Below are 25,982 nucleotides of genomic sequence, written 5' to 3' on the forward strand. Positions count from 1 at the left end.
TCCTCGCCAGCCTGCGCCTGTACCAGCTGCGGAACCGGAGCCGCGTGTGACCGCATCCTGCGGGCTGTGCGAGCGGCAGCTGGAGCACGGCTATCTGTGCCCCGGCTGCACTCTCGGCACCGCCCAGCGACTCGACCGCGCGCCGCGCCTGTACGAGGCGCTCGCCGCATTCCTCCACCCCGCCGGGCGGCGCCCCGAGTTCGGTCGCTCCGCCCGCTCCGAGGCACCGCTACCGATCGCCGAGCCCGCCTTCAACCTGCGCGGTCCCGGCGGCATCGTCGGCGTCCTCGAGGACTGGCGCTCCGCCATGCAGGCCGACCGCGGCTGGGGCCAGCCCGTCATCGACGGCACCACCGAGCGCCGGGTGGCGGTCGCCGCCCGGGCGCTGTCCATCAACATCGAATGGATCGCCTCGTCGTGGCCGATGGCCGGTGCGTTCGCCGAGGAGATCCGCGACCTCGAGCGGGACGTCGCCTCGATCGTCAATCCGCGCGACCCGAAGGACCGGCCGCGCCGCCTGGGCTACTGCCCGACGCTGCTCGACGAGGTCCTGTGCGGGGCGGTCGTGGCGCTACTGCCCGGACGGACGTCGGTGTCGTGCAGCTGGTGCGGCGCCGAGTGGCCGCCCGAGAAGTGGCTCGCCCTCGCCCAGGCGCAGACGGACAACAAGGAGGCCTTGGAGGCCCGGCAGAAGGAGGCGTCCTGATGGCGTCCTACGTGACGTGCCGCGTGCTGACTGGCCGCGGGAACCAGTGCACGGGCGAGGCGGTCGACCCGTCCGCCGAACTGAAGATCTGCGCGCGGCACTTGGCGGAGGCGCAGCGCCTGATCCGCGAGGCGTTCCAGCGGGCGGGGAAGGCGAGCGACTCGCCGTGAACACCTTGACCCAGATAAGCACCCCTGCTTATATTTGTGGTCAGGCAGTCACCTCCGGTACGAGGAGGGACGTGACTACGTGGAGAGAACGGCACGACGAGGCCGTCCGCAAGCAAGAAGCCGCACAGCAGGCCTACCGAGAAGCCACCGACGAACGGGCTCAAGCCCTACTCGACGGAGTCGCTGAACTCGGCACCCAGACCGCCGTCGCCCAAGCGCTCGGCGTCAAGACACCCAGCGTCAACCAGGCCATCCGCGCCTACCAGAAGAAGACCGAGTAGCACCCGCTACTGAAGACGGCCCAAGGCCGGCGCGCCAACGCCGACCAAGGGCCTGACCGAAGCCCACTTCCTGACTAGACCAGGAGGAGATCCGGCTATGGCCGATCTTTCCATGCCCGCATATCCGGGCGACAGCGACCCGGACAAGGAGGAAGCGCTGCGCCACACCGGCGCAAGCCGCTTCCAGATGACCGACCGCGACCGCTACCGCGTCACCCAGGCCCGCGCCGAGCTGGACGCGCTGGAGACCCTCGACCTGGGCGACGACCGGGCGATGGCCCGCGCCCTCGGCCGCATCGAGGTCGCCCTCCAGCAGCTCGTCGAGATGGTCGACGAGGCGGTGGCCGAATGAGCACCGAGCCCCGCACCGTCACCCTCGCCACCCTCGACCACGGGGACGTCATCCTCCCGGAGCCGGACTGGTGCCGCGGCCACGCCGACCACCGGCCCGACACGTATCGGGCGGACATCACGCACTACGCCCCGCAGGTCGACCTCCGCCACCGCGGCCGGGCCATCGGCTTCGCCGCCATCGCACAGGCCCCCTGCGCCGAGCGCAGCGCCCGCAACATCCGCGGATACGTCGTCCTCTCCTACGAGAGTGCCGACGGATTCGACCCGGCCGGGCTGTACGACCTCGCCGCCGAACTCGACATGCACGCCGACCGGCTCCGCGCCCTCGCCGACCAGCTCGACACGATCCTCGGCGGAGGTAGCCAGTGACCGCCCGCGAACTCACCCAGGGACAGGCCGTCGTCCTCGGCGTCGCGGCCGCCGCCATGGTCGCCGTCGGCGGCTTCGGCGCCTGGGGCACCTACACCAACGCCGTCACCGAGTTCCACCGCCAGGCCACCGCCGCCGGCGTCGTCGCCGCGGGCGAGGGCCTCACCCTGATCCTCGCCCTGGTCATGCTCGGCCGGACCATGCTCGGCATGGCCTCGCCCAGCATCGTCCGGACGGGGATGTGGGTGGCCCCGGTCTCCGCGAGCGGGATCGGCGTCGCCATCGCCAACAACGCCCGCGAGGCGGCCGTGTACGCGGTCACTCCGCTGGCCATGTCCGGTGCCGCCGAAGGCCTCGGGCTGATCGCCCGCTCGATCGTCGTCTACCGCACCGGGCTGGACGCCGAGACGATGCGCCGCAACGCCGACGCTGCCCGGCAGCTCGCGTTCCACCGGGCGGTCGCCGACGGCCACCCCGACGAGTGGAAGCGCAAGGGTGCCGTCCGCCGGTACTGGCGGCTCGCCAGACACGTCGGCGTCGGGGACGCCGAGCTCGGCGCCGGCCTGGTCGACGTGCAGCGCGTCCGCGTCCGTGAGGGAGCTGATGCGGCCCTCGCATCCATGTACGGCGCCCCGGTCCCGGCCGCCGAGACCGCCCCCTCCGCCCGCTCCCGGACCGCCTCGGCCACGGAGGTGCTGCGCGAGCGGTTCGCCGAGATGGACCCGGCGGACGCGATCCAGCTCGCCCACGATGCACGCCCTGATGCGCCGCCTGCCGAACTCGCCACGCTGCTCGACACCTACGGGGTGCCCGTGGACCCGGTCGCCGTCGCCCTGGTGCTCGGACAGCGGGCCCCGGAGTACGAGGTGCATCGACCTGATGCGCCTGATGCGCCGCAGGTCAGTGAGCTGGAGCCGCTGAACGTGGAGGGGGTCGTCGTCGAAGCCGCATCCATCCTCGGCCCCGATGCATCCGCCCGCGAGATCGCCGAGCACGTCGCCCGGCACCGCCGCCTCGTCGTCACCGAGCCGTACATCCGCACCGCCCTGTCGAGGGCCGCGAAGAAGCCCCAGCCCGACCCGAAGCCCGACCCGATGGAAGGTGGATACGCATGATGCGCGTCCTGTTCGGCCTGGTCCTCGCACTCCTCGTCGCGTACCCGCCGCTCTTCAACCTCGCCCTGTCCGGCACCACCAAAGCCGCGTCCTACCCCCCGCTGCTCGCCTTCGCCGTTGGCGTCCTCCTGTGGCCGGACCTGGCCCGCCGCGTAAAGGGGTGGGTGAAGTGACCGAGCCCACCCCGTCCAACCTGCCCGCGGCGTACCGGCAGTACCTCGAGCCGGCCGCCCACCACCGCCCGCCGAACGTCCTCTACGACCAGCAGGGCCGCCCCGTCCACTTCACCATCGGCCAGCCGCCGGCCCCGCTCGTCGTCCAGGCTCCGATCCAGCAGGGCCTGGACCCGGCACTGCAGCGGCTGATCATCGTGACCTTCCTGATCCTCGCCGTGGTCGTCGTCTGCACGGCCGCCGTCTGCGCGGTCGTCGTACTCGTCGGCGGCACGCTGATCGGGATCATCGGCACCGTCTCCGCGAACCTCCCGATGATCGGCGTCTCCCTGGTGGGCGTGATCCTCGCCGCCGGGTGGGCCGCCTCCAGGCTCCGCACTGCCAAAAAGCCTCGCTGACCAGGAGAAAGACGTGAACCGAAAAGCACACATCGACCTGGCCGACGCCGCCGTCACCCGGGCTGAGCGGCTCGCCGGTGACGCCGAGACCGCCGCCAAGGGCGACGCTCGGCACAAGGCCGAACCGATCGCCGCAGTCGGCTCCCTGTGGGCCGCCATCGCCGACACCCACACCCGCATCGCCCGTCTGCTCCCCGACACCACCCCGGAGGCCTGACCATGCCCGCCTCGTACACCCCGGCCGAGAAGCGCCGCAAGTTCTGGCTCGTCGCCAAGGCCGGCAAGCAGAGCCTGGCCGGGGACCGGAACGTCGACACGATCGACCCCAAGGTCAAGGCCGAGGTCGAGCGCATCGACCGGCGCGCCGAGGAGCGCGGCAGGGCCGAGGTCGCCGAGCTGGAGCGCCGCCTCAGCCAGGCCCGCCGGGACGCCGCGAGCGCCAAGGTCACCATGCGCACCAGCAGCGGCCCCGAGCGGGCCGCCGCCCGCCGCCAGATGCAGGAATACGAGCAGACCGCCCGCCGCATCGAGCGCGAGCTCCGCCGCTACCAGTAACTCCGCCCCGGGGACGGCGTCCCACCGCCAAGCAAGCCGCCGTCCCCGGGCGTCCCACACCTCACCGAGAGGCAGGACCAGCACAGCATGACCGAGACCGTGATCCATCTCCACAAGGACAGCCCCCCGGCCCCCGACGCCTTCACCGACGAGGCCCGCGGCACCCTGACCGAGACCATCATCGACGTCGTCCACGACGCCGAGCCCCGCCCCGTCGACCCGCCCGCCGGCCCCGCCCCGGCCGACTCGTGGATCGCCGAACGGCAGGCGTACCTCGCCGAGGCCCCGCCCGTCGTCCCCACCTTCCTGCGCAACGCCGCCGAGTTCGTGAACGCCGCCCGCTGGACCGCGTCCTACTACGGCCACGTCACCGCCTTCCACGCCATCCGCCTGCCCGTCTACGCCCTGCGCCTGCTCACCCGCGCACCCCGCGGCCTCGCCCGCATGATCCTGCGCTGGGGCCGCTGGGTCGCCGACACCGAGGCCCGGCCCGTCGAGGCCAAGGCCGCGGCGTCCGCGGACATCGAGGCCTGGCTCACCCTGTCCCGCGAGCACTCCCGCCGCGTCCGTCCGCGCCGCGTCGCCTCCCTGGCCGTCGCCACGGCCACCGGCATCACCACCCTGGTCGGCTGCTTCCTGTCCCCCGGCTGGACGCTCACCGCCACCCTCGCCGCCGCCACCCTCGTCGGCCTCAACGGCAAGAAGCACGACAGCCGCCCCCTGGTCACCCGCTACGTCGCCACCAACGTGCTCCGCCGCCTCGACTCCACCGAGGTCATCGACGCGCTCGCCGCCATCGGCATCGAGGGCAAGAAGGGGCGCCGCGGCGTCGAGTTCGCCGCCGAGGTCATGCGCGACGGCCCCGGATGGCGCGCCGAGGTCGATCTGCCCCCGGGCATCGAGGCCACCGCCGTCCTGGAGAAGCGGGCCGCGCTCGCCGCGGCCATGCGACGCCCCATCAGCACCGTATGGCCGTCCGCCGACCGCACTGCCCACCCCGGCCGCCTCGTCCTCTGGGTCGCCCAACGCGACCCCGCCAAGGCCGGCCGTAAGCTGTGGCCGCTCATGAAGCAGGGCACCGCCGACGTGTACGAGCCGCTCCCCTACGGCTTCGACCCGCGCGGCAACCTCATCGAGATCACCCTCATGTACTCCAACCTGCTCGTCGGCGGCATCCCCGGCTCCGGCAAGACGAGCTGCGCGCTCGCCATCGTCCTCGGCGTCGCCCTCGACCCCACCGCCGAACTGTGGATCTACGAGCTGAAGGGCTCCGGCGACCTCGACTCGGTCAAGCCCGTCTGCCACCGCTACGTCTCCGGCGACGAGGACGAGGACCTGGAAGCCGCCCTCGCCGGGATGCGCTCCGGCATCGCCGAGTACCAGCGGCGTGCCAAGTTCATCAAGAGCCTGCCCGCCTCCGAGGTCCCCGACGGCCGCCGCGTCACCCGCGCCCTCGCCGAGAAGTACCCCGAGCAGCGCCTCGGCCCCCGCGTCATCGTCATCGACGAGGTACAGGAACTCTTCACCCACGCCGACTACAAGGACGAGGCCGCCGCCCTGGCCACCCGCCTGATCAAGAAGGGCCGCGCCTACGGGCTGATCCTCATCCTGCTCACCCAGAACCCCGACGCCCCGTCCCTGCCCTCCAGCGTCTCCAGCTCGGTCGGCACCCGCCTGTGCCTCGCCGTCATGGACTGGCGCGCCAACAACAACGTGCTGGGTACCGGCGCCTACGACCGCGGCCTGCGCGCCACCGACATCAGCATCGACGAGCAGGGCACCGGCATCCTCGCCCGCGGCCGCGAAGGCTTCACCGTCCGCGCCGCGTTCATCAAGCAGACCGAGGCCGAGGACATCGGCAAGCGCGCCCTGGCGCTCCGCATGGCCGCCGGCACCCTCACCGGGCAGGCGGTCGGCGCCGCCGTCGAGGAGCAGGACGTCGAGACGATCCTCGACCACCTGCGCGCCATCTGGCCGGACGGAGTCGAGACCGTCCACTCCCACCGGCTCGTCGAGGCCCTCGCCGCCTACCGGGCCGACCTGTACCGGCCGTGGCTCGACATGGACGCCGCAGGGGCCTCGACCGCGCTGAGCGCCGCGCTGAAGCCGTTCAAGGTGTCCACCCGGCAGCTCACGATCCGCGAGTGCTGCGGCGGCGCCAAGGGCCTCCGGTACGCCGATCTCCCGGCCGCCGAGGACGGCGAATAGGACCCTCCGAACCGGTTTCGGATCAAGCCCATGGTTTCACCTTGATCCGAAACCGGTTTCGCCCCCGATATCGGGTGTGCGCTGGGAAGTTTCGAGTTTCGGGCCCTCCCATGCGAGCCCCGATCCAGCCCGGAACCGGCCTCCGGGACAGTGCTCCTGAGGGACACCGCTGCCGCATCATGGAGGCATGGAGTCGCAGATGATCCGGCCCGGCCACCTCACCGCCCACCAGACCGCCCGCACCCTCGGCATCAGCCTCGACGGCGTCCGCCAGCTCGTCCGCCGCGGCCAGCTCACCCGCTCCGGCGGCACCCCCCGACAGGCCTGGTACGCCGTCAAAGACGTCGCCGCTCTCCAGGCCAAACGCCAGGAGCGCGACGCCGCTTGACCGCAGGTCAGCGCGGTGTCACGATCTGCGTGTACAACTGTGCCCTCAACCAGCACCACAGACGCACACGAAGCCCCGGCCGAGTTCCTACCGGCCGGGGCTTCGTCGTGCCGGCAGACCTACAGGCTGTCGAGGATCTGCCCGCGCCGCTGCTCATACTCCTCGTCCGACACCAGCCCCTGGCCGCGCAGCTGATCGAGAGTTGCCAACCGGCTCGCAATGTCCTGACCGGGGGCCGGAGCGGGAGCCGCTGCAGGGCCAGCAGCCGGTGCGCCCGGCGCCGTCCCCTGAGCGATATGCCGGCGCAGTTCGTCGGCCAAGGCCTTGCCCTGGTCCTTCGGCATGCTCTTGATGTCCGCCCGGTTGCCCGACGTGTACACAGTGAGCGTGCCCAGCAACATGCCGCCCTGCCACTGCACCGAGGAGACCTTCCCGTAGGGGAAGTCCTCGACGGTCTGCTGCATGATCCCGTTCTTGTAGAAGATCAGCCGCAGATTCGTCATCGCGATCAGCCCGGCCCCGCCGCCGTACTGACCGGTCGCGAGCATCTCGACCGTCTCGCCCTCCCACAGCACCTCGGGCAACCGCTGGATCTCACGCTTGGATCCCAGAGTGCTGCTCAGCTTTGCGGCCGCAGCATCGATGTCCGGTCTCACGTTGAACGTCGCCATCGACGTCCCCCCTCCTGAATCGTGCCCGGATCGTACCGACCTGCCCGCAAGCACACAGCAGCAACAGCAAGCTGATCAGTCATCCGAGGTGACCGTGGCCACTGACCGTAGCGAGCTCACGTCCTACGGATGGCGCCAGCTCCGCGCCCGCACCCTCGCCGCATCCGACATCTGCATCGTCTGCGGCCACGGCGGCAGCGACACCGTCGACCACATCCACCCGGTCAGCAAGGGCGGCGCCCGCCTCGACCCCGACAACGTGGCGCCGATCCATGGCGTGGCCGGCTGCCCCACCTGCCTCCGCAAGTGCAACTCGGAGAAGGGCGACAAGCCCCTCGCCGACGTCGTCCAGCTGGCGACATCCGTGGACTGGTTCGCTGGGCCGTAGACCTGGAAACGTGCAGGTCAGAGGCTCGAATCGATCAAGCAAAACCGCAGGTCAGAAGCCTGATCCGGCTGAGATCGGCCGGGTTTTTTAGGAAAGATCATCTTCTCAACCCCGCGCCCAGCTTTCATTTTTCTCTCCCCGGGCCAGTGACCCCCGGACGATCATGAAAGGGGGCGTCATGGGCCCCGTCGAGAAGGCCGTCCGGGACGACGTCGAGCAGCTCGGCGACCTGGCCGGCGTCGAGCCGTCGCTGTCCGAGATGGCGTACACACTCGCGCGGTCGATCGACACCGCAGCGAGCGGCGAGTGCCAGACCTGCGGGGAAGCCGTGGCCGGCGCCGACGACGGACGGTCCCTGCCCCAGTTGAACCGCGAGCTCCGGCAGACGCTCGCCCAGCTGCTGGAGGGGCGGGCCGCTGAAGATGACGACGACCTCGGAGACCTGGGCTCCCCCGAGTAGCTTCGCCGAGGATCTGTACGAGCGGTACGGCCTGACCTGCCCGCCACGCTGGGGGACGCCGCGGCACCCGGACCGGCCATCGCTCGGGCCGAAGCTGTGGAAGGTCATGGAGCGGCTCGGCGCCCCGCCGATGCCGTGGCAGAAGTACGTGTCCGACGTCGCCCTGGAGATCGACCCGGCCACGGGCCGCTTCGCGCACCGCGAGGTCGGCCTGTCCGTCTCCCGGCAGCAGGGCAAGACCGAGTTGTGCCTGGCCGCCCAGGTCCACCGGGCCCTGGCGTTCCCTGGGCAGAACATCGTGTACGCCGCCCAGACCCGCAACGATGCGCGTAAGCGCTGGGAGGACGAGTTCTGGGAGAAGATCTCCGGCTCGGCCCTGGCCCGGTACGCGCGCATCCGGAAGAGCAACGGCAACGAGGCGATCCTGTGGCCGGGCAAGCGCAGCCGCATGGGCATCACCGCGAACACCGAGCGCGCCGCTCACGGTCCGCCCCTCGACCTCGGCTTCATCGACGAGGCGTTCGCGCACGAGGATGACCGGCTGGAGCAGGCGTTCTCCCCGGCGATGCTGACCCGGCCCATGGCGCAACTGTGGTGGGCGTCGGCCGGCGGCACGACGAAGAGCGTGTGGCTGAACAAGAAGCGGGAGACGGGCCGGGCCTTGGTCGAGGCCCTGTTCGCCGCGCTCGCCGAGGACCTCGGCGCTGTGCGCCCTGCGTCCGCGTACTTCGAGTGGTACGCGCCGGAGGACATGCCGCGCGATGACCCGGCCACGTGGGCGGCGACTCTGCCCGCGCTGGGGCACACGGTCACGGTGGACGTCATCCGCTCCGAGCTGGAGAAGATGGCCAGTGACCCGAGCGGCTTCGACCGGGCCTATCTGAACCGCACCAGGAAGCCGGTTCCTCCGAGCGACCCGAACGTGCCGAAGGAGAAGTGGCCCGGGCTGGTCGACGCAGACAGCCGGCCGGATCCGGTGAGCGTGGCGCTGGCCATCGACGTGTCGCAGGACCGGAAGCGGGCGGCGATCAGCGCGGCGTCTCTGCGGCCGGATGGCCGGGTGCACGTCGAGGTCGTGGCGCACCGGCCGGGTACGGACTGGGTGGTGCCCGCCGTGGCGAGGCTTCACAGGCTGTGGAAGCCGGTGGCTGTGGCCGTCGCTTCTGGGTCGCCTGCCGCTTCGCTCATCGACGACCTGGTGACTGCGGGCATCGACGTGCCCAAGGACAAGGGAGCCCCCGAGCGGGGGGACCTGGCCGTGATGCGGTCGGGCGACATCACCGAGGCGTGCGGGCAGTTGGCGGACGCGATGAACCAGGGCGCTCTTGCCCACCTCGACCAGGTGCCGCTGACTGCTGCGGTGAACGGGGCGAGGACCCGGCGGCAAGGGGATGCCTGGACGCTGGACCGGACGAACTCCCTGGTGGACATCAGTCCGTTGTGTGCGGCCACGTTCGCCCGGTGGGCGCTGCTGATCCGCGGCCCGCACGTCATCGAGGACTACGACATCGCGGACTCGTTCGCGTGAGAGGGGGCACGCCGTGGGCGCCTGGTCCAGGCTGAAGGGCGCGTTCACCCGCGACGCGCAGATCTCATCTCCCGAGGACCTGCTCGCCCAGGCTCGCGGGCAGCGGACCCACCGGACGCCCGTCACCAACGACACGGCGCTGCGGAACGCCGCGGTGTGGGCGGCCCTGCGCTTGCGCGCGGACCTGGTGTCCTCGTTCCCGATCGACGTCTACCGGTACGTAAACGGCATCCAGGTCGAGGTGCCCAAGCCACCCGTCCTCGTCACACCCGGGGGCAGCGAGGTCGGCGTCCGCGAGTGGATGTACTCCACCGAGTTCGACCTCGACCGCGGCGGCAACTGCTTCGGCCTGATCACCGAACGGACCGGCGTCATCGGACCGGACGGCCGCGGCCTGCCCGGGCGCATCGACCTGGCGGAACTGAACGCGGTCACCGTCCGCGGCACCGGGGCGACGATCACAAAGTTCGTCATCAACGGCAAGGAGTACGACCCCTGGGAGGTCTGGCACGAGAAGCAGTACACCGTGGCCGGCGTCCCGCTCGGGCTGTCCCCCGTGGCCTACGCCGCGTGGACGATCGAGGAGTCGCTGTCCGCGCAGCAGTTCGCGCGTGACTGGTTCGCCAGCGGCGCCGTGCCGCTGGCCGAGCTGAAGAACACCTCCAAGACCGTGGACAAGGAAGGCGCCCGCGTCGCGCGCGAGAACTTCCGGGCGGCCGTCGACTCCAGCGGCCTGTTCGTCCACGGAATGGACTGGGAGTACAAGCCGATCCAGGCTGTCGCCTCGCAGTCCTCGTTCCTCGAGGCCCGCCAGTACGGGGCGGCCGACATCGCCCGGTTCTTCGGCGTCCCCGGCGACCTGATCGACGTGGCCGTCTCGGGCGGCAGCGTCACCTACGCCAACATCGGCCAACGCAACCTCCAATTCCTGATCATGAATCTCGGGCCGGCCGTCGCCCGCCGCGAGGACGCCTTCAGCCGGAAACTCGTCTCCGGCCCACGGTTCGTGAAGCTCAACACCGACGCGCTGCTGCGCATGGACCCCGAGGCCCGCGCCCGCACGATCGGCATGCAGATCACCAACCGCACGCTCGCGCCGTCCGAGGCCCGGGCCCTGGAGAACCGGCCGCCCTTCACCGAGGACCAGCTCGCCGAGTTCGACCGGCTCTTCGGCTCGCGGTCCGTACCCGCGCCACCCACGACCGCCGTACCGGGAGCTACGTCATGACCACACCCGCGCTCGCCGCCGCCGCGGCCGAACGAGCACAGCACGTCCGCCAGCGCGCGGACCGTCCCTCGCGGCGCCGCTGCGCCGAGCACGTCGGCGCCCGGGCCACCGTGCGGGCCTCGCTGTCCGGTGTCCAGGTCCGCGAGAGCGGCGACACCGGCGCCCTGGAGTTCGTCGGCCGCGCCTCGGTGTATGAGCAGTCCTACGAGATGTGGGACATGTTCGGCCCGTACACCGAGATCGTCACCAACGGCGCCGGGGCCGACTCGCTCGCCCGCGCCGATCTCGACGTGCCGCTCGTCCTGGGCCACGACCAGCTGCGCCGCATGGCCCGCACCACCACCGGCACGCTGTTCCTGACGGAGAGCGCCGAGGGCCTGGACGTGCGCGCGCCCGCGCTGGACCCCGCAGACGTCGACGTCGCGTACATCACGCCGAAGCTGCGCGCCGGCCTGATCGACGAGATGTCCTTCGCGTTCCGGATCGAGTCGGGCCAGTGGTCCCCGGACTACACCGAGTACCGCATCAACCGGTACGACATCCACCGCGGCGACGTCGCGATCGTCGGCTACGGCGCCAACCCGTACACCGGGGCGAGCATGCGCCAGCCCGGGACCGCGCCGACGAACAGCCGTGCGCGGGCGCTGCTGGAGATCGCGCTCGCCCGCTGACCCCTGATCTTCCCGCCGCCCGGCGGGAGCTACTGCCCTGCGCTCTGCGCGCACGAGACCGCCCGGCGCCATGCCTCGGGCGGCCGTCTGTCATGGACCGGGGCGCCTGGAATCCACGAGAGAGAGGACCGACGAGATGACTCTCGCCGAGCTGATCGCCCAGGCGCGCACCGCGCTGGACACGGCGATCACCGCACGACAGCAGGAGCAGGACGCGCTGATGGCGCTGCGCTCCGACGAGAACCTGACCGAAGAGGCGGTCACCGCGCGGGTCGCCACCCGCGACGCCGCCGACGCCGAGATCACCCGCCGCCAGGAAGCGCTCGCCGCGCTCGAGGCGGAGCAGGCCCGCGAGGACGAGATCGCCGCCCTGTCCGCGCGCACCGTCCCGGCCGCCACCCGGGCGCCGGCCTACGACCAGGTCCACCGGGTCGGCCAGGACGAGCGGACCTACCGGCCCGACCAGGACCGCCGCGGCGCACAGTTCGAGCGTGACGTCGCCGCCGCTTTCATGGGCGACTACGACGCCCAGGGGCGCCTCGCCCGGCACATGCAGGAAGAGCGCGTCGAGCGCGGCAACCAGCTCGAGCGCGCAGCCGGTACGGCCGCGTTCGCCGGTCTGGTGGTCCCGCAGTACCTGACCGACATGTACGCCCCGGCCGCCGCGGCAAAGCGCCCGTTCGCCGACGCGTGCACGCGGCACGACCTGCCGCCGTCGGGCATGACCGTCAACCTGTCCCGGATCACGACGTCCACCGACACCGGCCTGCAGGCGTCGGAGAACTCGAACGTCACCGAGCAGGACATCGACGACACGCTGCTGACCATCAACGTCCAGACGAACGCCGGACAGCAGACCCTGTCCCGCCAGGCGATCGAGCGCGGCGCCGGCGTCGAGGCCGTCGTCCTGGACGACCTGTTCCGCCGGTACAACACCCGCCTGGACAACACGCTCCTGAACCAGGCGACCAACGGCCTGACCAACGTGGCCACCAGCGTCGCCTACACCGACGCCTCGCCCACCGCGGCCGAGCTGTACCCGAAGGTGCTGGAGGGCCTGGCGGGCATCGAGGCCGCGATGCTCGACATGGCGTCCGGGGACAACCTGGCCGTCATGCACTCGCGGCGCTGGTACTGGATGCAGAACGCGCTCGGCTCCACGTGGCCGCTCATCACGCAGCCCGGCATCGTGGCCCAGACCCTCGGCGCGAACTACGCCACCAGCTACGGGGGCGGCATCCGCGGTGTCCTGCCCAACGGCACGCCGGTCGTCGTCGACAACAACATCGCGACGAACCTCGGCGCGGGCACCAACGAGGACGAGATCTACCTCGTGGACCGTACCGAGTGCCACCTGTGGGAGGACCCGTCCGCCCCGATGTTCATCCGGGCTGAGCAGACCAAGGCCGCCAGCCTCGGCGTGCTCCTGGTCGTGTACGGCTACTTCGCCTACACCCACGCCCGGTACGCCCAGGCCCGCAAGATCGCGGGCACCGGCCTGGTCACGCCGACGTTCACCGGCGTCTGATCCCCCGCCGCGAGGGCCCGCCTCAACCGGGCGGGCCCGCGCGGTCCACCTCCAGTTCCTGGGAGCGAAGCGATGACCGACGCACCACAGACCGACGATCCGATGGTGGCCGCGCTGCTGCGCGAGCGCGAGGGCTACGTCGGCCGCGGCATGGACGACCGGGTCGCTCAGGTCGACGAGCAGCTCCGTCTCCGCGGCGCCACGCCACCGGCCGACGACCGGACGTCCGAGGCGTCGACGCGGTCGACGCCGCCGAAGGGCCGGCGCGCACGCAGCACGGACAAGGCGTGACGTGGCCAACGAGTACGTCACCCTTGAGGAGTTGAAGCGGCAGTTCAGCCTGGAGGCGGACGACGACAGTCGCGACGAGGACCTGAACCGCGCCCGGGCCTCCGCCTCGCGCAGCATCGACAAGACCACCGGCCGCCGCTTCTGGCTCGACCCGGTGCCCGTACAGCGGACGTTCAACCCGCGGGGCCGGATCGTCCGCGAGGACGACGGCGACCTGTTCCTGATCGACGACGTCGGCAGCGCCGCCGGCCTCGTGGTCGAGATCGGGGCGGGTGCCTCGTGGTCGGCGGTCACCGGGTTCGAGACCAGCCCGGACAACGCGCTCGCCGATGGCAAGCCCGTCACCGGTCTGCTCCAGCCGCTCGGCACGTGGGGCACGGTGACATCCCGCCTCCGGGTTACCGCACAGTTCGGATGGCCTGCCGTTCCGGACGACATCCACGAGGCGGCGCTGATCCAGGCGTCACGGCTGTACAAGCGCAAGGACTCGCCCGAGGGGATCATCGGCTCGGCCGAGTGGGGCGTGCGCAACCTCAGCCGCCGGGACCCGGACGTGTGGGCGTTGATCGAGCCGTACATCATCCCCGGATTCTGAGGAGCCTCACGTGCAGATCTCCGCTGTCCGCGACGCGCTCGCCACGGCGGCCCGGGCCGTGGTCCTGCCGAGCGGGCTGCCCGCCCTGACGTGCTCCGGCTACGTGCCGGACAGCGTCATCGCGCCGCACTTCTTCGTGGCCGAGTACGAGCAGGACTTCGACAAGGCGATGGCCCGGGGCCTGGACGAACTCGTCTTCACCACGCGACTGCTGGTCAGCCGGGCGGACGACCGGGCCGCCCAGCAGGTCCTCGACCTGATGCTGTCCGGCGCGGGCCCGGCCTCGCTGAAACAGACCATCGAGCTGGCCCGCGGGGCGCCCGGCGAGTACGCGCTCGGCGGCCTGGCCCACGACCTGCACGTGCAACGCGTCCAGGGCTACCGCTGGTACGAGCACGCGGGCGCCACCTACGTCGGCGCCGAACTGATGATCAAGGTGATCGGAGAGGGGAACTGATGCGGATCCGCATGCTCGTCGAGATGCCGGAAGGCGCGACCCGCAACGGCGTGCCGTGGCCGGCCAAGGGTGAGGCGGTAGACCTGCCGACGGCGGAGGCCGCGCACCTGGTCGCCGCCGGCGTCGCCGAGGAAGCCACCGACGAGGACGACGCCCAGGCCCCGGCCGAGGCGAAGTCCCGCCGCCGCAAGGCGGCCGACACTGAGGGCGAGGCGCCATGAGCAAGGCCATCCTGACGAACGTCAGGTGTTTCGCGGTCGGCGTCGACCTCACCAGCCAGTCCAACAAGATCGAACTGTCTTCGGAGGTCGAGGACAAGGACGCCACCAACTACGGGTCCGGCGGCTGGAAGGAAGTCCTCGGCGGTCTGGGCTCGGCCGAGCTGAGCGGCGAGGGACAGTGGGAAGCGGGCGACACCACCAAGGTGGACGACGCGTCCTGGTCGCAGCTCGGCGGCGTCGGGCCCTGGTCGGTGAGCGCGAACAACGGCGCGGCCGTCGGCGACCTGGCGTATTTCATGGGCGCGCTCCGCTCGGATTACACGCTGTTCGACGCGGTCGGCGAGATCGCGCCCTGGTCCGGCACGGCGAAGTCCGCGAGCCCGCTGGTGCGCGGCCAGTTCGCCCACCCGCCCGGGACCGCCCGGACCGCCACCGGTACGGGCACCGGCCTGAACCTCGGGGCGGTCATCGCGGGCAAGCGGCTGCACGCCGCGCTGCACGTGCTGTCCGCGTCCGGCACCACGCCGAGCATCACCGCCCGCGTGGAGTCCGCCCCGGACAACACCTTCGCGGCGCCGACGACCCGGCTCACGTTCGCCGCAGCGACGGCGCCGGGCGGGCAGCTGCTGCGCACCGCTGGGACGGCCATCACCGACACGTGGTGGCGGATCGCCTGGACGATCTCCGGCACTACGCCCAGCTTCCTGTTCGTGTCCTCGCTCGGCATCCAGTAACCCGCCAAACCCACCTGCCCGGCCCGCATCCGGGGCCGTCGCCACTGCCCTGGAAGGGGACCCCTGTCATGGCCAAGATGGTCCTGCTCGCCCAGTACCTGTCGATCAACGGAACCGTTCTCAGCTCGAACACCAAGAAGGCCGAGCTGTCGGTCGAGGTCGAGGACAAGGACGTGACGAACTTTGCGTCCCTCGGCTGGAAGGAAGTCCTCGGCGGTCTGAAGTCCGGTGAGCTGGCGTGCGAGTTCCTCCAGGACTTCGCCGCCACCCAGCTCGACTCGATCATGTGGCCGCTGCTCGGCACGGTCGTCGCGTTCGAGGTGCGCGCCGACCAGGGCGCGGTGTCCACCTCCAACCCCAAATACACCGGGTCCATCCTGATCAAGGGATGGAACCCGATCGAGGGCAGCGTCGGTGACGAGGCCACGTCCGGGCTCACCTTCCCGACCTCGGGTGCGGTGACCCGGGCGACCGTCTGATGGCCGGCGGTGGGCCGCCGTTCTCTCTGCGCGTCGAGACGCACGACGGCCTCGCCGCCCTGGTCCGCGCGATCCGCGCCGAGGAGGACGGCAAGGAGCTGCGTAAGGAACTCGCGAAGAACATGCGCGACGCCCTCAAGCCCGGTGCGCAGGAAGCGAAGTCCTCGATCATGTCGATGTCTTCGGGTGGCCTGCGCACCTCGCCCGCCCTGCGGTCCTCCGTCGCCAAGAAGATCAGGCCGGAGGTCAAGCTCGGCGGACGCTGGTCCGGAGCCCGGGTGAAGGCGTTCAAGACGAAGAACGTCCGCGGTTTCCCGAACGCGCCGAAGCGGTTGAACAGGGCGTCCGGCTGGCGGCACCCGGTGTACGGGAACCGCGAGGTGTGGGTCCAGCAGCGCGGCAAGGTCGACTGGTTCGACAGATCGTTCGCCGGCCGCGAGGGCGTCTACAGGGCCGCGGTCGAGCAAGCGATGGAAGACATGGCTCGGCGGATCGCCGCCCGGGCCCGATAGGAGCACGATGTACCTGGTCTACAGCCCCGAGGGCCAAGAAGAGCCCACGCGCTGGAAGTACAACCCGCGCAAGATGATGTCGGCCGAGCGGGAGGCGATCGAGCGCCGCACCGACCGCAACTGGTCGGAGTTCACCAAGGACGTCGTCCAGGGCAGCAGCCTGTGCCGGAGGGCGCTGCTCTTCACGTTCCTCAAGCGGGACCACCCGGGCGTGAAGTGGGACGACGTCGACTTCGCCTGGGATGAGCTGAGCCTGGAGTACTCCAAGGCTGAGCTGATCGAGATGCGGTCCACGGTCGCCGACACGGTGTCCGGCAGCGAGGCCGCGGCCATCCTGGAGAAGCTCGACGCCGAGATCGCCGAGGCCTTCGAGGATCCCGAGGACGAGGGAAAAGCACAGCTGCCCGTCGCCGACTGAGCAGGCTCGGCGACGCCGCGCACCTGCTGCACATGCGGCCGCGCGACTGGGACACATGCACGGTCGAGGAAACCGACGTGCTCCTGGACTGGCTCGACGCCTACGAAGAGGCGCAGCGCAAGGCCAACGAAGAACTGAAAAGGGGCTGACGCCCCCTTCCTGAAGGGGGTGCGTCGTGAGCGACACCTCGCTCGTCTTCAACCTGGTCGCCCGCGAGCGCGTGTCCGAGACCCTCGGCCAGGTGCGGGAGAAGTTCGACCAGGCGGCCACCGGCATCGCGGCCGGCGTCGCCGGAGCGCTCGGCGTCGGCGTCGCGGCGGCGATGGACATGTCCGCGGCCAACGCGAAGTTGGCCGCGCAGCTGGGCGTCGGTCCGGAGAAGGCCGCCAGCCTGGCCAAGGTCACCGCCAGCGTGTACTCCAACGCGTGGGGCGACTCGGTCGAGACGGTCAACGAGGCCATCCGCGGCGTCTACCAGAACATCGGGGACACCTCGAGCGCCAAGGGCGGTCTGGAGGGGCTGACCACCAAGGCCCTGGCCCTGGCCGAGACGTTCGACCAGGAGGTCGGGCCGACCACCGTGGCCGTGGGCCAGATGGTCAAAACGGGCCTGGCGAAGAACGCGGACGAGGCGTTCGACATCCTGGCCAAGGGTTTCCAGACCGGCGCCAACAAGGCCGATGACCTGCTGGACACCTTCAACGAGTACTCGACCCAGTTCCGCGACATGGGCATCGACGGGCGGATGGCCATGGGCATCATCGGCCAGGGCCTCAAGGGCGGCGCCCGGGACGCCGACATCGTGGCCGACGCGATGAAGGAACTGAACATCCGCGTCAAGGACGGCAAGTCCGCGGCGCCCGCCCTCAAGACCCTTGGCCTGTCGGCCAAGGACATGGCGGCAGCATTCAACGAGGGCGGCCCCAAGGCCACCAAGGCCCTCGACACCATCACCGACAAGCTGCGCGGGGTGAAGGACCCCACGGAGCGCTTCACGCTCGCCCAGCAGCTGCTCGGTACCCAGTCGGAGGACCTGTCCAAGGCCCTGTTCGCGATCGACCCGTCGGCCGCCGTCGGCTCCCTGGGCCAGGTCGACGGTGCGATGGACAAGACCGCCAAGACCATCGAGAACTCCCCGGCCAAGGCCCTGGAGAAGTTCAAGCGCACGGCCATGACCAAGCTGGCCGAGGTCGGTGGCGGATTCGTGAAGTTCGCCATGGAAAACCAGAGCGTCTTCAAGCCGCTGGCCTACACCCTGACCGGACTGGCCGCCACCGTGCTGGTGGTCAAGGCGGCAATGATCACCTACTCGGCCGTCTCGGCCGTGGTGACCGCCGCCAACGCGGCCATCACCTGGTCCGGATGGGGCGTCATGGCCACCTGGGTGCGAATGAACGTCATGGGCCTCATGGCCTACGCCCGGATCGCGGCCGGCGCCGTGGCGTCCGCGCTGACCACCGCCGCCGCGTGGACCGGATCGGCGCTTGTCTCCATCGCCACGTGGACAGCAAGGGTCGTGTGGTCGGCAGTCACAGCCACCGCCCGCTACGCGCTGATGGCGGCGCGCGCGGTCGCCTGGGCCACGGTCACGGCCGCCCAGTGGCTGATCGCGATGGGCCCGGTCGGCTGGGTCATCGCCACGATCATCGCCCTGACCGTCCTGATCATCGCCAAATGGGACACGATCAAGAGCTACACCGGCGCGGCCTGGAGCTGGGTGTGGTCCAAGGTCAAGGGCGCCGTCTCCGGCGTGATCGGCGCGGTCCGCCTGCTCGCCCAACTCCCCGGCCTGGTGAGCGGCTACTTCGGGCGGATGAAGACGTCCGCCGCCTCGAAAGCCACCGCGCTGGTGACGTACATGCGAGGCCTGCCCGGCCGGATCAAAGCATCGCTCGGCAGCCTGGGCTCAATCCTGGTCAGCAAGGGCGTGGCCGTGGTGCAAGGGCTCTGGTCCGGCATCAAGTCCATGGCCGGATGGATCAAGTCCAAGATCCTCGGCTGGGCCAAGTCAGCGATCCCGGGCCCGATCGCCAAGGCGCTCGGGATCGCATCGCCCTCCAAGGTCACCAAGGCGCAGGGCCGTTGGATCGCTCGAGGCCTCGTTGACGGTCTGACCGGCTCGACCAAGCAGATCAAGTCCGCGTCGCTGAAGCTGTCGGACATCATCGCCGACGCGCTCGCCCCGGGAAAGAAGCGCTCCAAGGCCCTCAGCAAGGTCAGCGTCGGGTCCAAGGCGCTGATGCGGCTGGCCGGCCAGGAAGCCGCGGTGGCCACGCGGATGAAGGCCGCGAACAAGAGGATCTCGGATCTGATCAAGGACCGGGACAAGCTCGCCGCCGATGTCCGCAAGGGCGTACTGGACGCCGCGAACATCACGCAAAGCCAGGGTGCCGAGGGACCGACCACGGCCGCCTCCATCCTGACCGGCCTGCAGGACAAGCTCGCCCAGGCGCAGAAGTGGGAGGCCGACCTCGCGCAGCTGCGTAAGAAAGGGGTGCGCGGTGACCTGATCCAGCAGATCGCGCAGGCCGGCGTCGAGCAAGGATCCGCGGCCGCCGCAGCGCTCGCCCAGGCGGACAAGCTGACGATCAAGCAGATCAACTCCACGCAGGGCTCCCTCGTCTCGGCCGCCGACCGCGCCGGGGCAACCGCCGGGGACGCGATGTACGGGGCCGGTATCCACGCGGCGCAAGGCATCGTCAAGGGGCTGAAGAAGGAACAGGCCGCGATCGAGCGGCAAATGCTGAAGATCGCAAAGGGCATGCAGTCGGCTATCCGCAAGGCGCTGGGGATCAAGTCCCCGTCGACCCTGATGGCCGACACCGTGGGCCGGTTCATCCCGCCCGGCGTCGTGGCCGGCATGAAGCAGACCACGCCGCTGCTGGAGTCGGCGATGCGCGGACTGGTCAAGCCCGAGCTGGCCGCACCGTCCCGGCCGCTCACCGCCGCAGGCATGGCGCCGCTGATGGGTGGCCAGGCCGGTGGCGGTGTCGTCCGCGTCATCGTCGACACCACGGGCGCAGAGGGCGACGTGAAGAAGCTGTTCCGCAAGATGGTCCGGGTCGACGGCCGCGGCTCCGTCCAGATCCTGACCGGCAGCCACAACTAGGAAGGGGGCCCGGCGTGGCGTTCCCGCAGACCCCGCTCGCTGTCCAGATCGAGGCCCAGATCGGCGGGGTCTGGACCGACATCACGACGGACGTCTACACCGAGAACCGGATCGTCATTGAGCGGGGGCGGCCCGACGAGGGCTCGCGCACCGACCCCGGCAAGATGACCATGGTTCTCAACAACCGCTCCGGGAAGTACAGCCCGAAGAATCCCCTGTCGCCGTACTTCGGGCTGATCGGCCGCAACACGCCGATCCGGGTGTCGACGCTCGCGGGGTCGCAGTTCCTGCGGCTGCCCGGGGCGTCGGCCGACTTCGCGAGCACGCCGCACGTCACCGCCCTGGGGATCACCGGGGACATCGACGTGCGCATGGACGCGCAGCTGCTGAACTGGCTGGACGCCAACGAGGCCGGGGCGGTGTCCACCACCGAGCTGGTGGGCAAGCACAACGCGGCCTCGAAGTCCTGGTTCCTGGGGGTGCGCGGCAACCGGCTGTTCTTCGAGTGGTCGGCCGACGGCACGAACGCGCTGTCGGCCTCGTCCACCGTCGAGCTGGTCGTGCCGCCCTCCGGGCGCCTGGCGGTGCGCGCCGCCCTCGACGTGAACAACGGCGCGGGCGGGCGCACCATCACGTTCTACACCGCGCCCTCGGGCACGGCCGGGCCCTGGACGCAGCTCGGCGCGGCCGTCGTCCAGGCCGGGACAACCTCGCTGTTCAACGCCACCACGGTCCCGCTGCGCGTCGGCCAGGCGACGAACGTCACCTTCACCACGGCCGCGGGCGTCTGCATGGGCGTCGAGGTGCGCTCCGGCATCGGCGGCACCGTCGTCGCGAACCCCGACTTCACCGCCCAGACCATCGGCGTCACCTCGTTCGTGGACGGCGCCGGCCTCACCTGGACACTCAACGGCGGCACGCAGATCACCAACCGGCGCACCCGGTTCATCGGCGAAGTGAGCAGCTGGCCGTCCCGGTGGGACGTCTCCGGCAAGGACGTCCGCGTGCCGATCGAGGCCGCGGGCGTCCTGCGCCGGTACGGGCAGGGCAAGAAGAGCCTGGAGTCGACGCTGCGGCGCCGCATCCCGTCCGGCAGCCCGCTCGCGTACTGGCCGTGCGAGGACGGCGAGGGCGCCACCCAGGCCTACAGCCCCATCACCGGAGTGCGCCCGCTCCAGCTCAAGGGCTTCGACATGGCCTCCGGCGACTCCCTCGCCGGGTCCGGCCCGCTGCCCGCCATCCAGGGCGGTGCCACGCTGGCCGGGTCGGTGCCCGCGCCCGCGGGCTCGCCGACCCAGTGGCACACCGAGTTCGTGTACCGCATCCCCAGCGCCCTCGGCACGACACGCACGCTCCTGCAGTGGCTGGGAACCGGCACCGTCCGCCGGTGGCAGCTCCAGATCACCAGCACCGGCGCCAACGTGATCGGCTACGACGCCGACAACAACAACATCACGTCCTCGCTCCTGGTCCTGGGATCGAGCGTCGTGAACGCGTGGACCAGGTGGCAGCTGTTCGCCGTCCAGAACGGCGGAAACGTGGACTGGACCGTCACCTACGTTCCGATCGGCGGGGCGGGTGGCGGAGCCACCACCAGCTTCGCCGGGACGGTTGGGCGCATCTCCGGAGTGTCCGGCCCCGAGTCCTACAGCAGCGACCTGAACGGGACATTCATCGGGCACATCGCCGCGTTCACCACGGCCGGCACGGTCGTCTACAACAACGCCGACCTCGGCTTCGCGGGCGAGACCGCGGGCGTGCGCCTGCGCCGCCTCGCCGCCGAGGAGGGCAAGCCGATCACGGTCCACGGCGACACCACCGACGAGGAGCTGCTCGGCCCGCAGCGCGCCCGCACGTTCCTGGACTTGGTCGAGGAGTGCGCGGACGTCGACGGCGGCATCCTCTACGAGCGGCGTGGTGTGCTCAACCTGGCGTACCGGGACCGGGTGTCGATGTACAACCAGACGCCGGCGCTCGCCCTGGACTACCTCGCGCCGGGCCACATCGCCCCGCCGCTGGAGCCCGCCCCGGACGACCAGGACGTGCGCAACGACATCGAGATCTCGCGCGAGGGCGGCTCCACGGAGCGGGCCGTGCTGGAGACCGGAGCCCTGTCCATCCAGGCTCCGCCGGACGGTGTCGGACCGTATGACGAGTCGCTCACGCTCAACCTCTACGACGACAGCCAGCCGTCCGCGCACGCCGGGTGGAGGCTGCGCCTGGGCACGATCGACGACGCCCGCTACCCGGAGGTCAACCTCGACCTGGCCGCAGCGCCGTCCCTGATCGACGCGGTCACGGCGCTGGAGATCGGCGACCGGGTCACCATCGCCAACCCGCCGGCCTGGCTGCCGCCCGGGCCGATCGACCTGATCGTCATGGGCTACACCGAGACGATCGGCCACCCAACGGACTGGGATCTCACGCTCAACTGCACGCCGGCCGCGCCGTGGAACGTCGGGTGGATCGGGGACGCGACTAGCGCCCGCACGTCCCGCGAGTTCGGATGGACCGACGGCGACACCAGCCAGCTGGTCAGCGCCCTCGCGTCCGGTGACACGGTCGTGCCGCTGCTGACGAACAGCGGGCCGGTGTGGTCCGGCGCAGTCTCCGACACCCCTTGGGACTGGACCGTGGGCGGCGAGACCATCACCGTCACCGCGCCCGGCACGCTGCTGAACCCGAACCCGTTCTTCGACAGCACCGTCACCAACTGGACGGCCCAGAGTTCGTCGATCGCCTGGTCTTCGGCGGCCGTGTGCCCGCACCCGCGAGCCAGGGGCTCGCTGCGCATCACCCCGGACGGTGTGTCCGCGACCGGCGGCGCGCTCGGCGACCTGACCGGGGTCGGCAGCATCAACCCCGGGGGCGTGTACGTCCTGTCGGCCTGGGTCATGTCCCCCGGCGGGTCCTCGGATCTCCAGCCCGCGGTGGACTGGTACACCTCCGGCGGCGCGCTCATCTCCAGCGCGACCGGATCGAGCATGCCCGCCACGGCCGGCCTGTGGACCTACCTCGAGCAGCAGTTCACCGCGCCGTCCACCGCGTCCCAGGCCCGGGTACGGATGCGGCACGGCGGCACGCCCGCGGCCTCGAGCATCTGGTACGTGTGGGCCGCGCGGATCACCCGCCCCAAGGCGTCATGGCTGTACGACCAGTTCGGCCGGACGGTGGCCAGCAACTGGGGCACCTCCGACTCCGGACTCACCTGGACCCGCTCGGGCGGCTCGGCCACCGACTACAACGTCAACTCCAGCGGGTACGCCGGGCACATCTTGTCCACCCTCGACACGTCGCGGCGCACCTCCGTGGCCGCGATCCACGCGGACAGCGACACCTATGCGGACATCACCACGAGCGCGCTCGCCACGGGCGACAGCCTGTACGGCGCGCTCTGCGCCAGGATGCCCGACGCCAGCAACATGTACCTGGCCCGGGTCGAGTTCACCACGGCGAACACGATCATCCTGTCCATCCGCAAGATCGTTGCGGACGTGCAGACCTCGCTCGGATCGGTCACCCTGCCGCGCATCACGCACGTGGCCGGGCAGTGGCTGAGCGTCCGGTTCCAGGTCCAGGGCACCGCGCTGCGGGCCAAGGCCTGGCTGTCCGGGGCCGTCGAGCCCGGGCCGTGGCACATCGACGTCACGGACAGCGCGCTCACGGCCGCCGACCCGATCGGCACCCGCTCGATCCGGTCGACCGGCAACACCAACGCGGCCACGGTCGAGGTCAGGTACAGGGCGTTCGACGTGATCAACCCGCAGCTGTACACCGTGGCTCGCGCGGCCAACGGCATCGTCAAAGCGCAGGCTGCGGCGGCTCCGGTCGCGCTCGCCACGCCCAGCTACGTCGCCCTGTAGGAGGCGCACAGTGGTCCTCTATCAACCCGGACAGCGGCTCACCTGGCAGCGACTCCAGTCGGGCAGCCCGACCGACATTGCCAGCTACGTCCCGGTCATCACCAACCACGGCACGGCCGTCTTCAGCATCCAGACCGGCCTCTACACGATCACCGATATCTGGGTGGACGTGATCTGCTTCCTGGCCGTGACCACAGCCGGAAGCGGCAGCGGCATCGTCACGATCGACATGCCCACGAACGTCGACCGCACCGTCCGCCAGGCTCTCACCGTCCACGCCGAGACCCTCGGCGTCAACGGCAACGGCGCCTCGACCGGCGGCACGATCCGCGGCGGCGAATGCGTCTTTTTCACGGGCGGCTCCGGCGCCCGCGCCGACCGCATCCGTGTCGACGACAGCGACGGCGACGGCGAGAACAACGTGCTCGGCGTCGACCTCAAGAGCGGTGCCCTGGTCATCATCCAGGGCCGCTACCGCCGCGCCTGACCAACCCCCACACCGCCCGCCCCGAGCCGACTGGCCGGGGCCTTTCTCATGTCTGGAGTCCGCATGGCCATACCCCTGTCCGCTGCCAAGTTCCTGGCCGCCCTCAAGGGCGAGGGTGTGAAGGTCGTCGAGGTCGGCGACTGGGAGCACCACAACCGCGAGGGCCACGGGGCGTGGGGGCCCGTGCACGGCGTCATGGTCCACCACACCGTCACCAAGGGGACCGCGGCCACGGTCGCCATCTGCCGTGATGGATACGCCGCCCTGCCCGGTCCGCTGTGCCACGGCGTCGTCGCCAAGGACGGCACCGTCCACCTGGTCGGCTACGGGCGGGCCAACCACGCCGGCCTCGGCGACGACGACGTGCTCCAGGCCGTCATCGCGGAAAAGGCACTGCCCGCCGACAACGAGGCGAACACCGACGGCAACGCCCGCTTCTACGGGTTCGAGTGCGAGAACCTCGGCGACGGCAAGGACCCGTGGCCCGCCGTCCAGGTCGAGGCCATGGTCCGCGCGGCCGCCGCGCTGTGCCGCGCGCACGGCTGGGGCAAGGACGGTGACACCTCGGTCATCGGCCACAAGGAGTGGCAGCCGGGCAAGGTCGACCCGGCCGGGCCCGGCGTCTCGATGCCCAACATCCGCGCCCGTGTCGCCGAGCGGCTGAAGCACCCCGCGAGCTGGTCGCCCGGCACGACGCCCGCGCCGGCACCGAAGCCGCCCACGACCGAGGAGCGGATCGCCGCCCTGGAGAAGCGCGTCACCGCGCTTGAGAAGAAGTGAGGATCAGCATGAAGATCTCCAGCATCGCCAAGTCGATCGTGGCCGGGCTCGCGGCCGGCGCTTCCGTCGCTGCCACCGCCGTGCAGGACGGGACGCTCACGACAGGGGAGGGCGTGACCATCGCGCTCGCCGTGCTCGCCGCCTGGGGCATCACCTGGGCGGTGCCGAACCGGCCGTCCGCAGGTGCCTGATGGGCGCCCCGGTCCCGGACCCGGGCGTGTACATCCCGCCCGCGCAGATGTACCAGGAGCTGAGATCTCTGAGCGACGGCCTGGTCAGAGTGGAGACCAAACTCGACGGCATCGGCCAGGGGCTCACCGAGCTCGGCAAGGACGTCGCGGATCACGAGACCCGGATCCGCACGCTGGAGAAGGCTCGCTGGCCACTGCCGACCATCGGCGCGCTTGCTGGCGTGGCTGGCGCGGCGACCGGCGTGGTGGCACTCCTCGCCCGCTGAAACGGAACCCGTAACGAAACGCGGCCCCGCTCTCCTCCGGGAGGGCGGGGCCGTTTCGTCATGTCCGGGGGTCGGCGACGAACGAGCCCATGCCCGGGGTGGTGACGAGCAGCCCCTCGTCCCGGAGCGCGGCCGTGGCTTTGCGGACCGTTCCGCGGGCGACGCCGAACTCGGCCTCGAGCTGCACCTCGGAGACGAGCGTGCGAGGCTGCAGCTCGCCGCTGGCGATGCGGGCGCGGAGCACGTCGGCGATCTGCTCCCATTTGGGTCGTGTCGGGTCGAAGTCGATCACCCGGCCGACTCTAGATATGCGGACGTATCAGGGCATAGAGATACCTAGGCATAGCTATGCGTGGACAGGTGTGTACAGGGTGCCTACGGTGGGGCC

General features: G+C 70.8%; 34 protein-coding genes. 32 read left to right on the forward strand and 2 right to left on the reverse strand.

All coding sequences use genetic code 11. From position 1 onward, the window contains the following. The first annotated feature begins 46 nt into the window (after positions 1-46). From CW362_RS16450 to CW362_RS16495, 12 genes are all read left to right on the forward strand, one after another. The gene (locus CW362_RS16450; protein WP_103550224.1) at positions 47-706 is read left to right on the forward strand and encodes a hypothetical protein; all 660 of its coding nucleotides are present in this window, start codon (positions 47-49) and stop codon (positions 704-706) included. Next, positions 706-876 (forward strand): hypothetical protein, encoded by a 171-nt coding sequence (locus CW362_RS43305; protein ID WP_162684101.1) that lies wholly within the window; start codon positions 706-708, stop codon positions 874-876. Before CW362_RS16450 ends, CW362_RS43305 begins: the two co-directional genes overlap by 1 nt. A gap of 71 nt (positions 877-947) precedes the next feature. Then, a complete protein-coding gene (locus tag CW362_RS16455; protein WP_103550225.1) occupies positions 948-1,157 on the forward strand; it encodes a hypothetical protein in 210 nt (69 codons plus the stop codon). A gap of 97 nt (positions 1,158-1,254) precedes the next feature. Beyond that, on the forward strand, positions 1,255-1,509 hold the full coding sequence (locus CW362_RS16460; RefSeq protein WP_103550226.1) for a hypothetical protein: 255 nt from the start codon (positions 1,255-1,257) through the stop codon (positions 1,507-1,509). Beyond that, positions 1,506-1,880: a DUF6907 domain-containing protein gene (locus CW362_RS16465; RefSeq protein WP_103550227.1), complete on the forward strand. Its 375-nt coding sequence runs from the start codon at positions 1,506-1,508 to the stop codon at positions 1,878-1,880. The genes CW362_RS16460 and CW362_RS16465 overlap by 4 nt, the downstream gene beginning before the upstream one ends. After that, complete coding sequence (locus CW362_RS16470) at positions 1,877-2,995, forward strand: hypothetical protein (protein WP_103550228.1); 1,119 nt, start codon at positions 1,877-1,879, stop codon at positions 2,993-2,995. The genes CW362_RS16465 and CW362_RS16470 overlap by 4 nt, the downstream gene beginning before the upstream one ends. After that, positions 2,992-3,168, forward strand: coding sequence for a hypothetical protein (locus tag CW362_RS43785; protein ID WP_167455620.1), 177 nt, complete (start codon positions 2,992-2,994; stop codon positions 3,166-3,168). Before CW362_RS16470 ends, CW362_RS43785 begins: the two co-directional genes overlap by 4 nt. Then, a complete protein-coding gene (locus tag CW362_RS16475; RefSeq protein WP_240657825.1) occupies positions 3,165-3,566 on the forward strand; it encodes a hypothetical protein in 402 nt (133 codons plus the stop codon). Before CW362_RS43785 ends, CW362_RS16475 begins: the two co-directional genes overlap by 4 nt. 13 nt (positions 3,567-3,579) lie before the next feature. Continuing rightward, the gene (locus tag CW362_RS16480) at positions 3,580-3,783 is read left to right on the forward strand and encodes a hypothetical protein (protein WP_103550230.1); all 204 of its coding nucleotides are present in this window, start codon (positions 3,580-3,582) and stop codon (positions 3,781-3,783) included. Between the two features lie 2 nt (positions 3,784-3,785). After that, positions 3,786-4,121 (forward strand): hypothetical protein, encoded by a 336-nt coding sequence (locus tag CW362_RS16485; RefSeq protein WP_103550231.1) that lies wholly within the window; start codon positions 3,786-3,788, stop codon positions 4,119-4,121. A gap of 87 nt (positions 4,122-4,208) precedes the next feature. Next, the gene (locus CW362_RS45275; RefSeq protein ID WP_103550232.1) at positions 4,209-6,329 is read left to right on the forward strand and encodes an FtsK/SpoIIIE domain-containing protein; all 2,121 of its coding nucleotides are present in this window, start codon (positions 4,209-4,211) and stop codon (positions 6,327-6,329) included. A 187-nt stretch (positions 6,330-6,516) separates the two neighbouring features. Then, positions 6,517-6,717 (forward strand): hypothetical protein, encoded by a 201-nt coding sequence (locus tag CW362_RS16495; RefSeq protein WP_167455621.1) that lies wholly within the window; start codon positions 6,517-6,519, stop codon positions 6,715-6,717. Positions 6,718-6,836: 119 nt separating this feature from the next. Here CW362_RS16495 and CW362_RS16500 read toward each other — a convergent pair whose 3' ends face one another. Then, positions 6,837-7,388, reverse strand: coding sequence for a PH domain-containing protein (locus tag CW362_RS16500; RefSeq protein ID WP_103550233.1), 552 nt, complete (start codon positions 7,386-7,388; stop codon positions 6,837-6,839). 94 nt (positions 7,389-7,482) lie between these two features. On the opposite strand from CW362_RS16500, the gene CW362_RS16505 reads away from it, so the two are divergent. The 20 genes from CW362_RS16505 to CW362_RS16600 all read left to right on the forward strand — a co-directional run bounded on the left by CW362_RS16505 (position 7,483) and on the right by CW362_RS16600 (position 25,594). After that, positions 7,483-7,776, forward strand: a complete 294-nt coding sequence (locus CW362_RS16505; RefSeq protein ID WP_103550298.1) for an HNH endonuclease — start codon at positions 7,483-7,485, stop codon at positions 7,774-7,776. 178 nt (positions 7,777-7,954) lie between these two features. Further along, on the forward strand, positions 7,955-8,236 hold the full coding sequence (locus tag CW362_RS16510) for a hypothetical protein (protein ID WP_103550234.1): 282 nt from the start codon (positions 7,955-7,957) through the stop codon (positions 8,234-8,236). After that, positions 8,199-9,764: a terminase large subunit domain-containing protein gene (locus tag CW362_RS16515; protein ID WP_103550235.1), complete on the forward strand. Its 1,566-nt coding sequence runs from the start codon at positions 8,199-8,201 to the stop codon at positions 9,762-9,764. The genes CW362_RS16510 and CW362_RS16515 overlap by 38 nt, the downstream gene beginning before the upstream one ends. Before the next feature lie 13 nt (positions 9,765-9,777). Next, a complete protein-coding gene (locus CW362_RS16520; protein WP_103550236.1) occupies positions 9,778-10,992 on the forward strand; it encodes a phage portal protein in 1,215 nt (404 codons plus the stop codon). After that, positions 10,989-11,663 carry an HK97 family phage prohead protease gene (locus CW362_RS16525; protein ID WP_103550237.1) on the forward strand — a complete coding sequence of 225 codons (675 nt, stop codon included), beginning with the start codon at positions 10,989-10,991 and terminating at the stop codon, positions 11,661-11,663. Before CW362_RS16520 ends, CW362_RS16525 begins: the two co-directional genes overlap by 4 nt. 136 nt (positions 11,664-11,799) lie before the next feature. Continuing rightward, complete coding sequence (locus tag CW362_RS16530; RefSeq protein ID WP_103550238.1) at positions 11,800-13,191, forward strand: hypothetical protein; 1,392 nt, start codon at positions 11,800-11,802, stop codon at positions 13,189-13,191. A 72-nt stretch (positions 13,192-13,263) separates the two neighbouring features. Beyond that, the gene (locus CW362_RS16535; RefSeq protein WP_103550239.1) at positions 13,264-13,482 is read left to right on the forward strand and encodes a hypothetical protein; all 219 of its coding nucleotides are present in this window, start codon (positions 13,264-13,266) and stop codon (positions 13,480-13,482) included. 1 nt (position 13,483) lies between these two features. Further along, complete coding sequence (locus CW362_RS16540) at positions 13,484-14,077, forward strand: hypothetical protein (protein ID WP_103550240.1); 594 nt, start codon at positions 13,484-13,486, stop codon at positions 14,075-14,077. Between the two features lie 10 nt (positions 14,078-14,087). Further along, complete coding sequence (locus tag CW362_RS16545) at positions 14,088-14,534, forward strand: hypothetical protein (RefSeq protein ID WP_103550241.1); 447 nt, start codon at positions 14,088-14,090, stop codon at positions 14,532-14,534. Further along, positions 14,534-14,755, forward strand: coding sequence for a hypothetical protein (locus CW362_RS16550; protein WP_103550242.1), 222 nt, complete (start codon positions 14,534-14,536; stop codon positions 14,753-14,755). Before CW362_RS16545 ends, CW362_RS16550 begins: the two co-directional genes overlap by 1 nt. Beyond that, the gene (locus CW362_RS16555; protein ID WP_103550243.1) at positions 14,752-15,489 is read left to right on the forward strand and encodes a hypothetical protein; all 738 of its coding nucleotides are present in this window, start codon (positions 14,752-14,754) and stop codon (positions 15,487-15,489) included. The genes CW362_RS16550 and CW362_RS16555 overlap by 4 nt, the downstream gene beginning before the upstream one ends. Positions 15,490-15,557: 68 nt before the next feature. After that, positions 15,558-15,968: a phage tail protein gene (locus CW362_RS16560; RefSeq protein ID WP_103550244.1), complete on the forward strand. Its 411-nt coding sequence runs from the start codon at positions 15,558-15,560 to the stop codon at positions 15,966-15,968. Next, the gene (locus tag CW362_RS16565) at positions 15,968-16,480 is read left to right on the forward strand and encodes a hypothetical protein (RefSeq protein ID WP_103550245.1); all 513 of its coding nucleotides are present in this window, start codon (positions 15,968-15,970) and stop codon (positions 16,478-16,480) included. Before CW362_RS16560 ends, CW362_RS16565 begins: the two co-directional genes overlap by 1 nt. 7 nt (positions 16,481-16,487) lie before the next feature. Then, positions 16,488-16,898, forward strand: a complete 411-nt coding sequence (locus CW362_RS16570; RefSeq protein WP_103550246.1) for a hypothetical protein — start codon at positions 16,488-16,490, stop codon at positions 16,896-16,898. 175 nt (positions 16,899-17,073) lie between these two features. Continuing rightward, positions 17,074-20,007, forward strand: a complete 2,934-nt coding sequence (locus CW362_RS16575) for a phage tail tape measure protein (protein WP_103550247.1) — start codon at positions 17,074-17,076, stop codon at positions 20,005-20,007. A 14-nt stretch (positions 20,008-20,021) separates the two neighbouring features. Next, the gene (locus CW362_RS16580; RefSeq protein ID WP_103550248.1) at positions 20,022-23,870 is read left to right on the forward strand and encodes a carbohydrate binding domain-containing protein; all 3,849 of its coding nucleotides are present in this window, start codon (positions 20,022-20,024) and stop codon (positions 23,868-23,870) included. Positions 23,871-23,880: 10 nt separating this feature from the next. Continuing rightward, positions 23,881-24,357, forward strand: a complete 477-nt coding sequence (locus tag CW362_RS16585) for a hypothetical protein (RefSeq protein ID WP_103550249.1) — start codon at positions 23,881-23,883, stop codon at positions 24,355-24,357. Between the two features lie 63 nt (positions 24,358-24,420). Further along, positions 24,421-25,137 carry a peptidoglycan recognition protein family protein gene (locus CW362_RS16590; protein WP_103550250.1) on the forward strand — a complete coding sequence of 239 codons (717 nt, stop codon included), beginning with the start codon at positions 24,421-24,423 and terminating at the stop codon, positions 25,135-25,137. 8 nt (positions 25,138-25,145) lie between these two features. Beyond that, positions 25,146-25,328, forward strand: a complete 183-nt coding sequence (locus CW362_RS16595; RefSeq protein ID WP_103550251.1) for a hypothetical protein — start codon at positions 25,146-25,148, stop codon at positions 25,326-25,328. Then, entirely contained in the window at positions 25,328-25,594 is a 267-nt protein-coding gene (locus CW362_RS16600; protein WP_103550252.1) for a hypothetical protein, read from the forward strand. Before CW362_RS16595 ends, CW362_RS16600 begins: the two co-directional genes overlap by 1 nt. A 58-nt stretch (positions 25,595-25,652) precedes the next feature. Here CW362_RS16600 and CW362_RS16605 read toward each other — a convergent pair whose 3' ends face one another. Next, complete coding sequence (locus tag CW362_RS16605) at positions 25,653-25,886, reverse strand: GntR family transcriptional regulator (RefSeq protein WP_103550253.1); 234 nt, start codon at positions 25,884-25,886, stop codon at positions 25,653-25,655. Positions 25,887-25,982: the final 96 nt, after the last annotated feature.

Origin of the sequence: Streptomyces populi (assembly GCF_002911015.1) — a bacterium.
Classification (GTDB): Bacteria; Actinomycetota; Actinomycetes; order Streptomycetales; family Streptomycetaceae; genus Streptomyces; species Streptomyces populi.

Coding starts and splice junctions, on each gene's coding strand:
- CW362_RS16560 (WP_103550244.1), top strand. CDS start 15,558: ATGGCCAAGATGGTCCTGCTCGCCCAGTACCTGTCGATCAACGGAACC.
- CW362_RS16535 (WP_103550239.1), top strand. CDS start 13,264: ATGACCGACGCACCACAGACCGACGATCCGATGGTGGCCGCGCTGCTG.
- CW362_RS16555 (WP_103550243.1), top strand. CDS start 14,752: ATGAGCAAGGCCATCCTGACGAACGTCAGGTGTTTCGCGGTCGGCGTC.
- CW362_RS16525 (WP_103550237.1), top strand. CDS start 10,989: ATGACCACACCCGCGCTCGCCGCCGCCGCGGCCGAACGAGCACAGCAC.
- CW362_RS16500 (WP_103550233.1), bottom strand. CDS start 7,388: ATGGCGACGTTCAACGTGAGACCGGACATCGATGCTGCGGCCGCAAAG.
- CW362_RS16530 (WP_103550238.1), top strand. CDS start 11,800: ATGACTCTCGCCGAGCTGATCGCCCAGGCGCGCACCGCGCTGGACACG.
- CW362_RS43785 (WP_167455620.1), top strand. CDS start 2,992: ATGATGCGCGTCCTGTTCGGCCTGGTCCTCGCACTCCTCGTCGCGTAC.
- CW362_RS45275 (WP_103550232.1), top strand. CDS start 4,209: ATGACCGAGACCGTGATCCATCTCCACAAGGACAGCCCCCCGGCCCCC.
- CW362_RS16460 (WP_103550226.1), top strand. CDS start 1,255: ATGGCCGATCTTTCCATGCCCGCATATCCGGGCGACAGCGACCCGGAC.
- CW362_RS16570 (WP_103550246.1), top strand. CDS start 16,488: ATGTACCTGGTCTACAGCCCCGAGGGCCAAGAAGAGCCCACGCGCTGG.
- CW362_RS43305 (WP_162684101.1), top strand. CDS start 706: ATGGCGTCCTACGTGACGTGCCGCGTGCTGACTGGCCGCGGGAACCAG.
- CW362_RS16550 (WP_103550242.1), top strand. CDS start 14,534: ATGCGGATCCGCATGCTCGTCGAGATGCCGGAAGGCGCGACCCGCAAC.
- CW362_RS16465 (WP_103550227.1), top strand. CDS start 1,506: ATGAGCACCGAGCCCCGCACCGTCACCCTCGCCACCCTCGACCACGGG.
- CW362_RS16510 (WP_103550234.1), top strand. CDS start 7,955: ATGGGCCCCGTCGAGAAGGCCGTCCGGGACGACGTCGAGCAGCTCGGC.
- CW362_RS16515 (WP_103550235.1), top strand. CDS start 8,199: ATGACGACGACCTCGGAGACCTGGGCTCCCCCGAGTAGCTTCGCCGAG.
- CW362_RS16600 (WP_103550252.1), top strand. CDS start 25,328: ATGGGCGCCCCGGTCCCGGACCCGGGCGTGTACATCCCGCCCGCGCAG.
- CW362_RS16565 (WP_103550245.1), top strand. CDS start 15,968: ATGGCCGGCGGTGGGCCGCCGTTCTCTCTGCGCGTCGAGACGCACGAC.
- CW362_RS16595 (WP_103550251.1), top strand. CDS start 25,146: ATGAAGATCTCCAGCATCGCCAAGTCGATCGTGGCCGGGCTCGCGGCC.
- CW362_RS16485 (WP_103550231.1), top strand. CDS start 3,786: ATGCCCGCCTCGTACACCCCGGCCGAGAAGCGCCGCAAGTTCTGGCTC.
- CW362_RS16590 (WP_103550250.1), top strand. CDS start 24,421: ATGGCCATACCCCTGTCCGCTGCCAAGTTCCTGGCCGCCCTCAAGGGC.
- CW362_RS16495 (WP_167455621.1), top strand. CDS start 6,517: ATGGAGTCGCAGATGATCCGGCCCGGCCACCTCACCGCCCACCAGACC.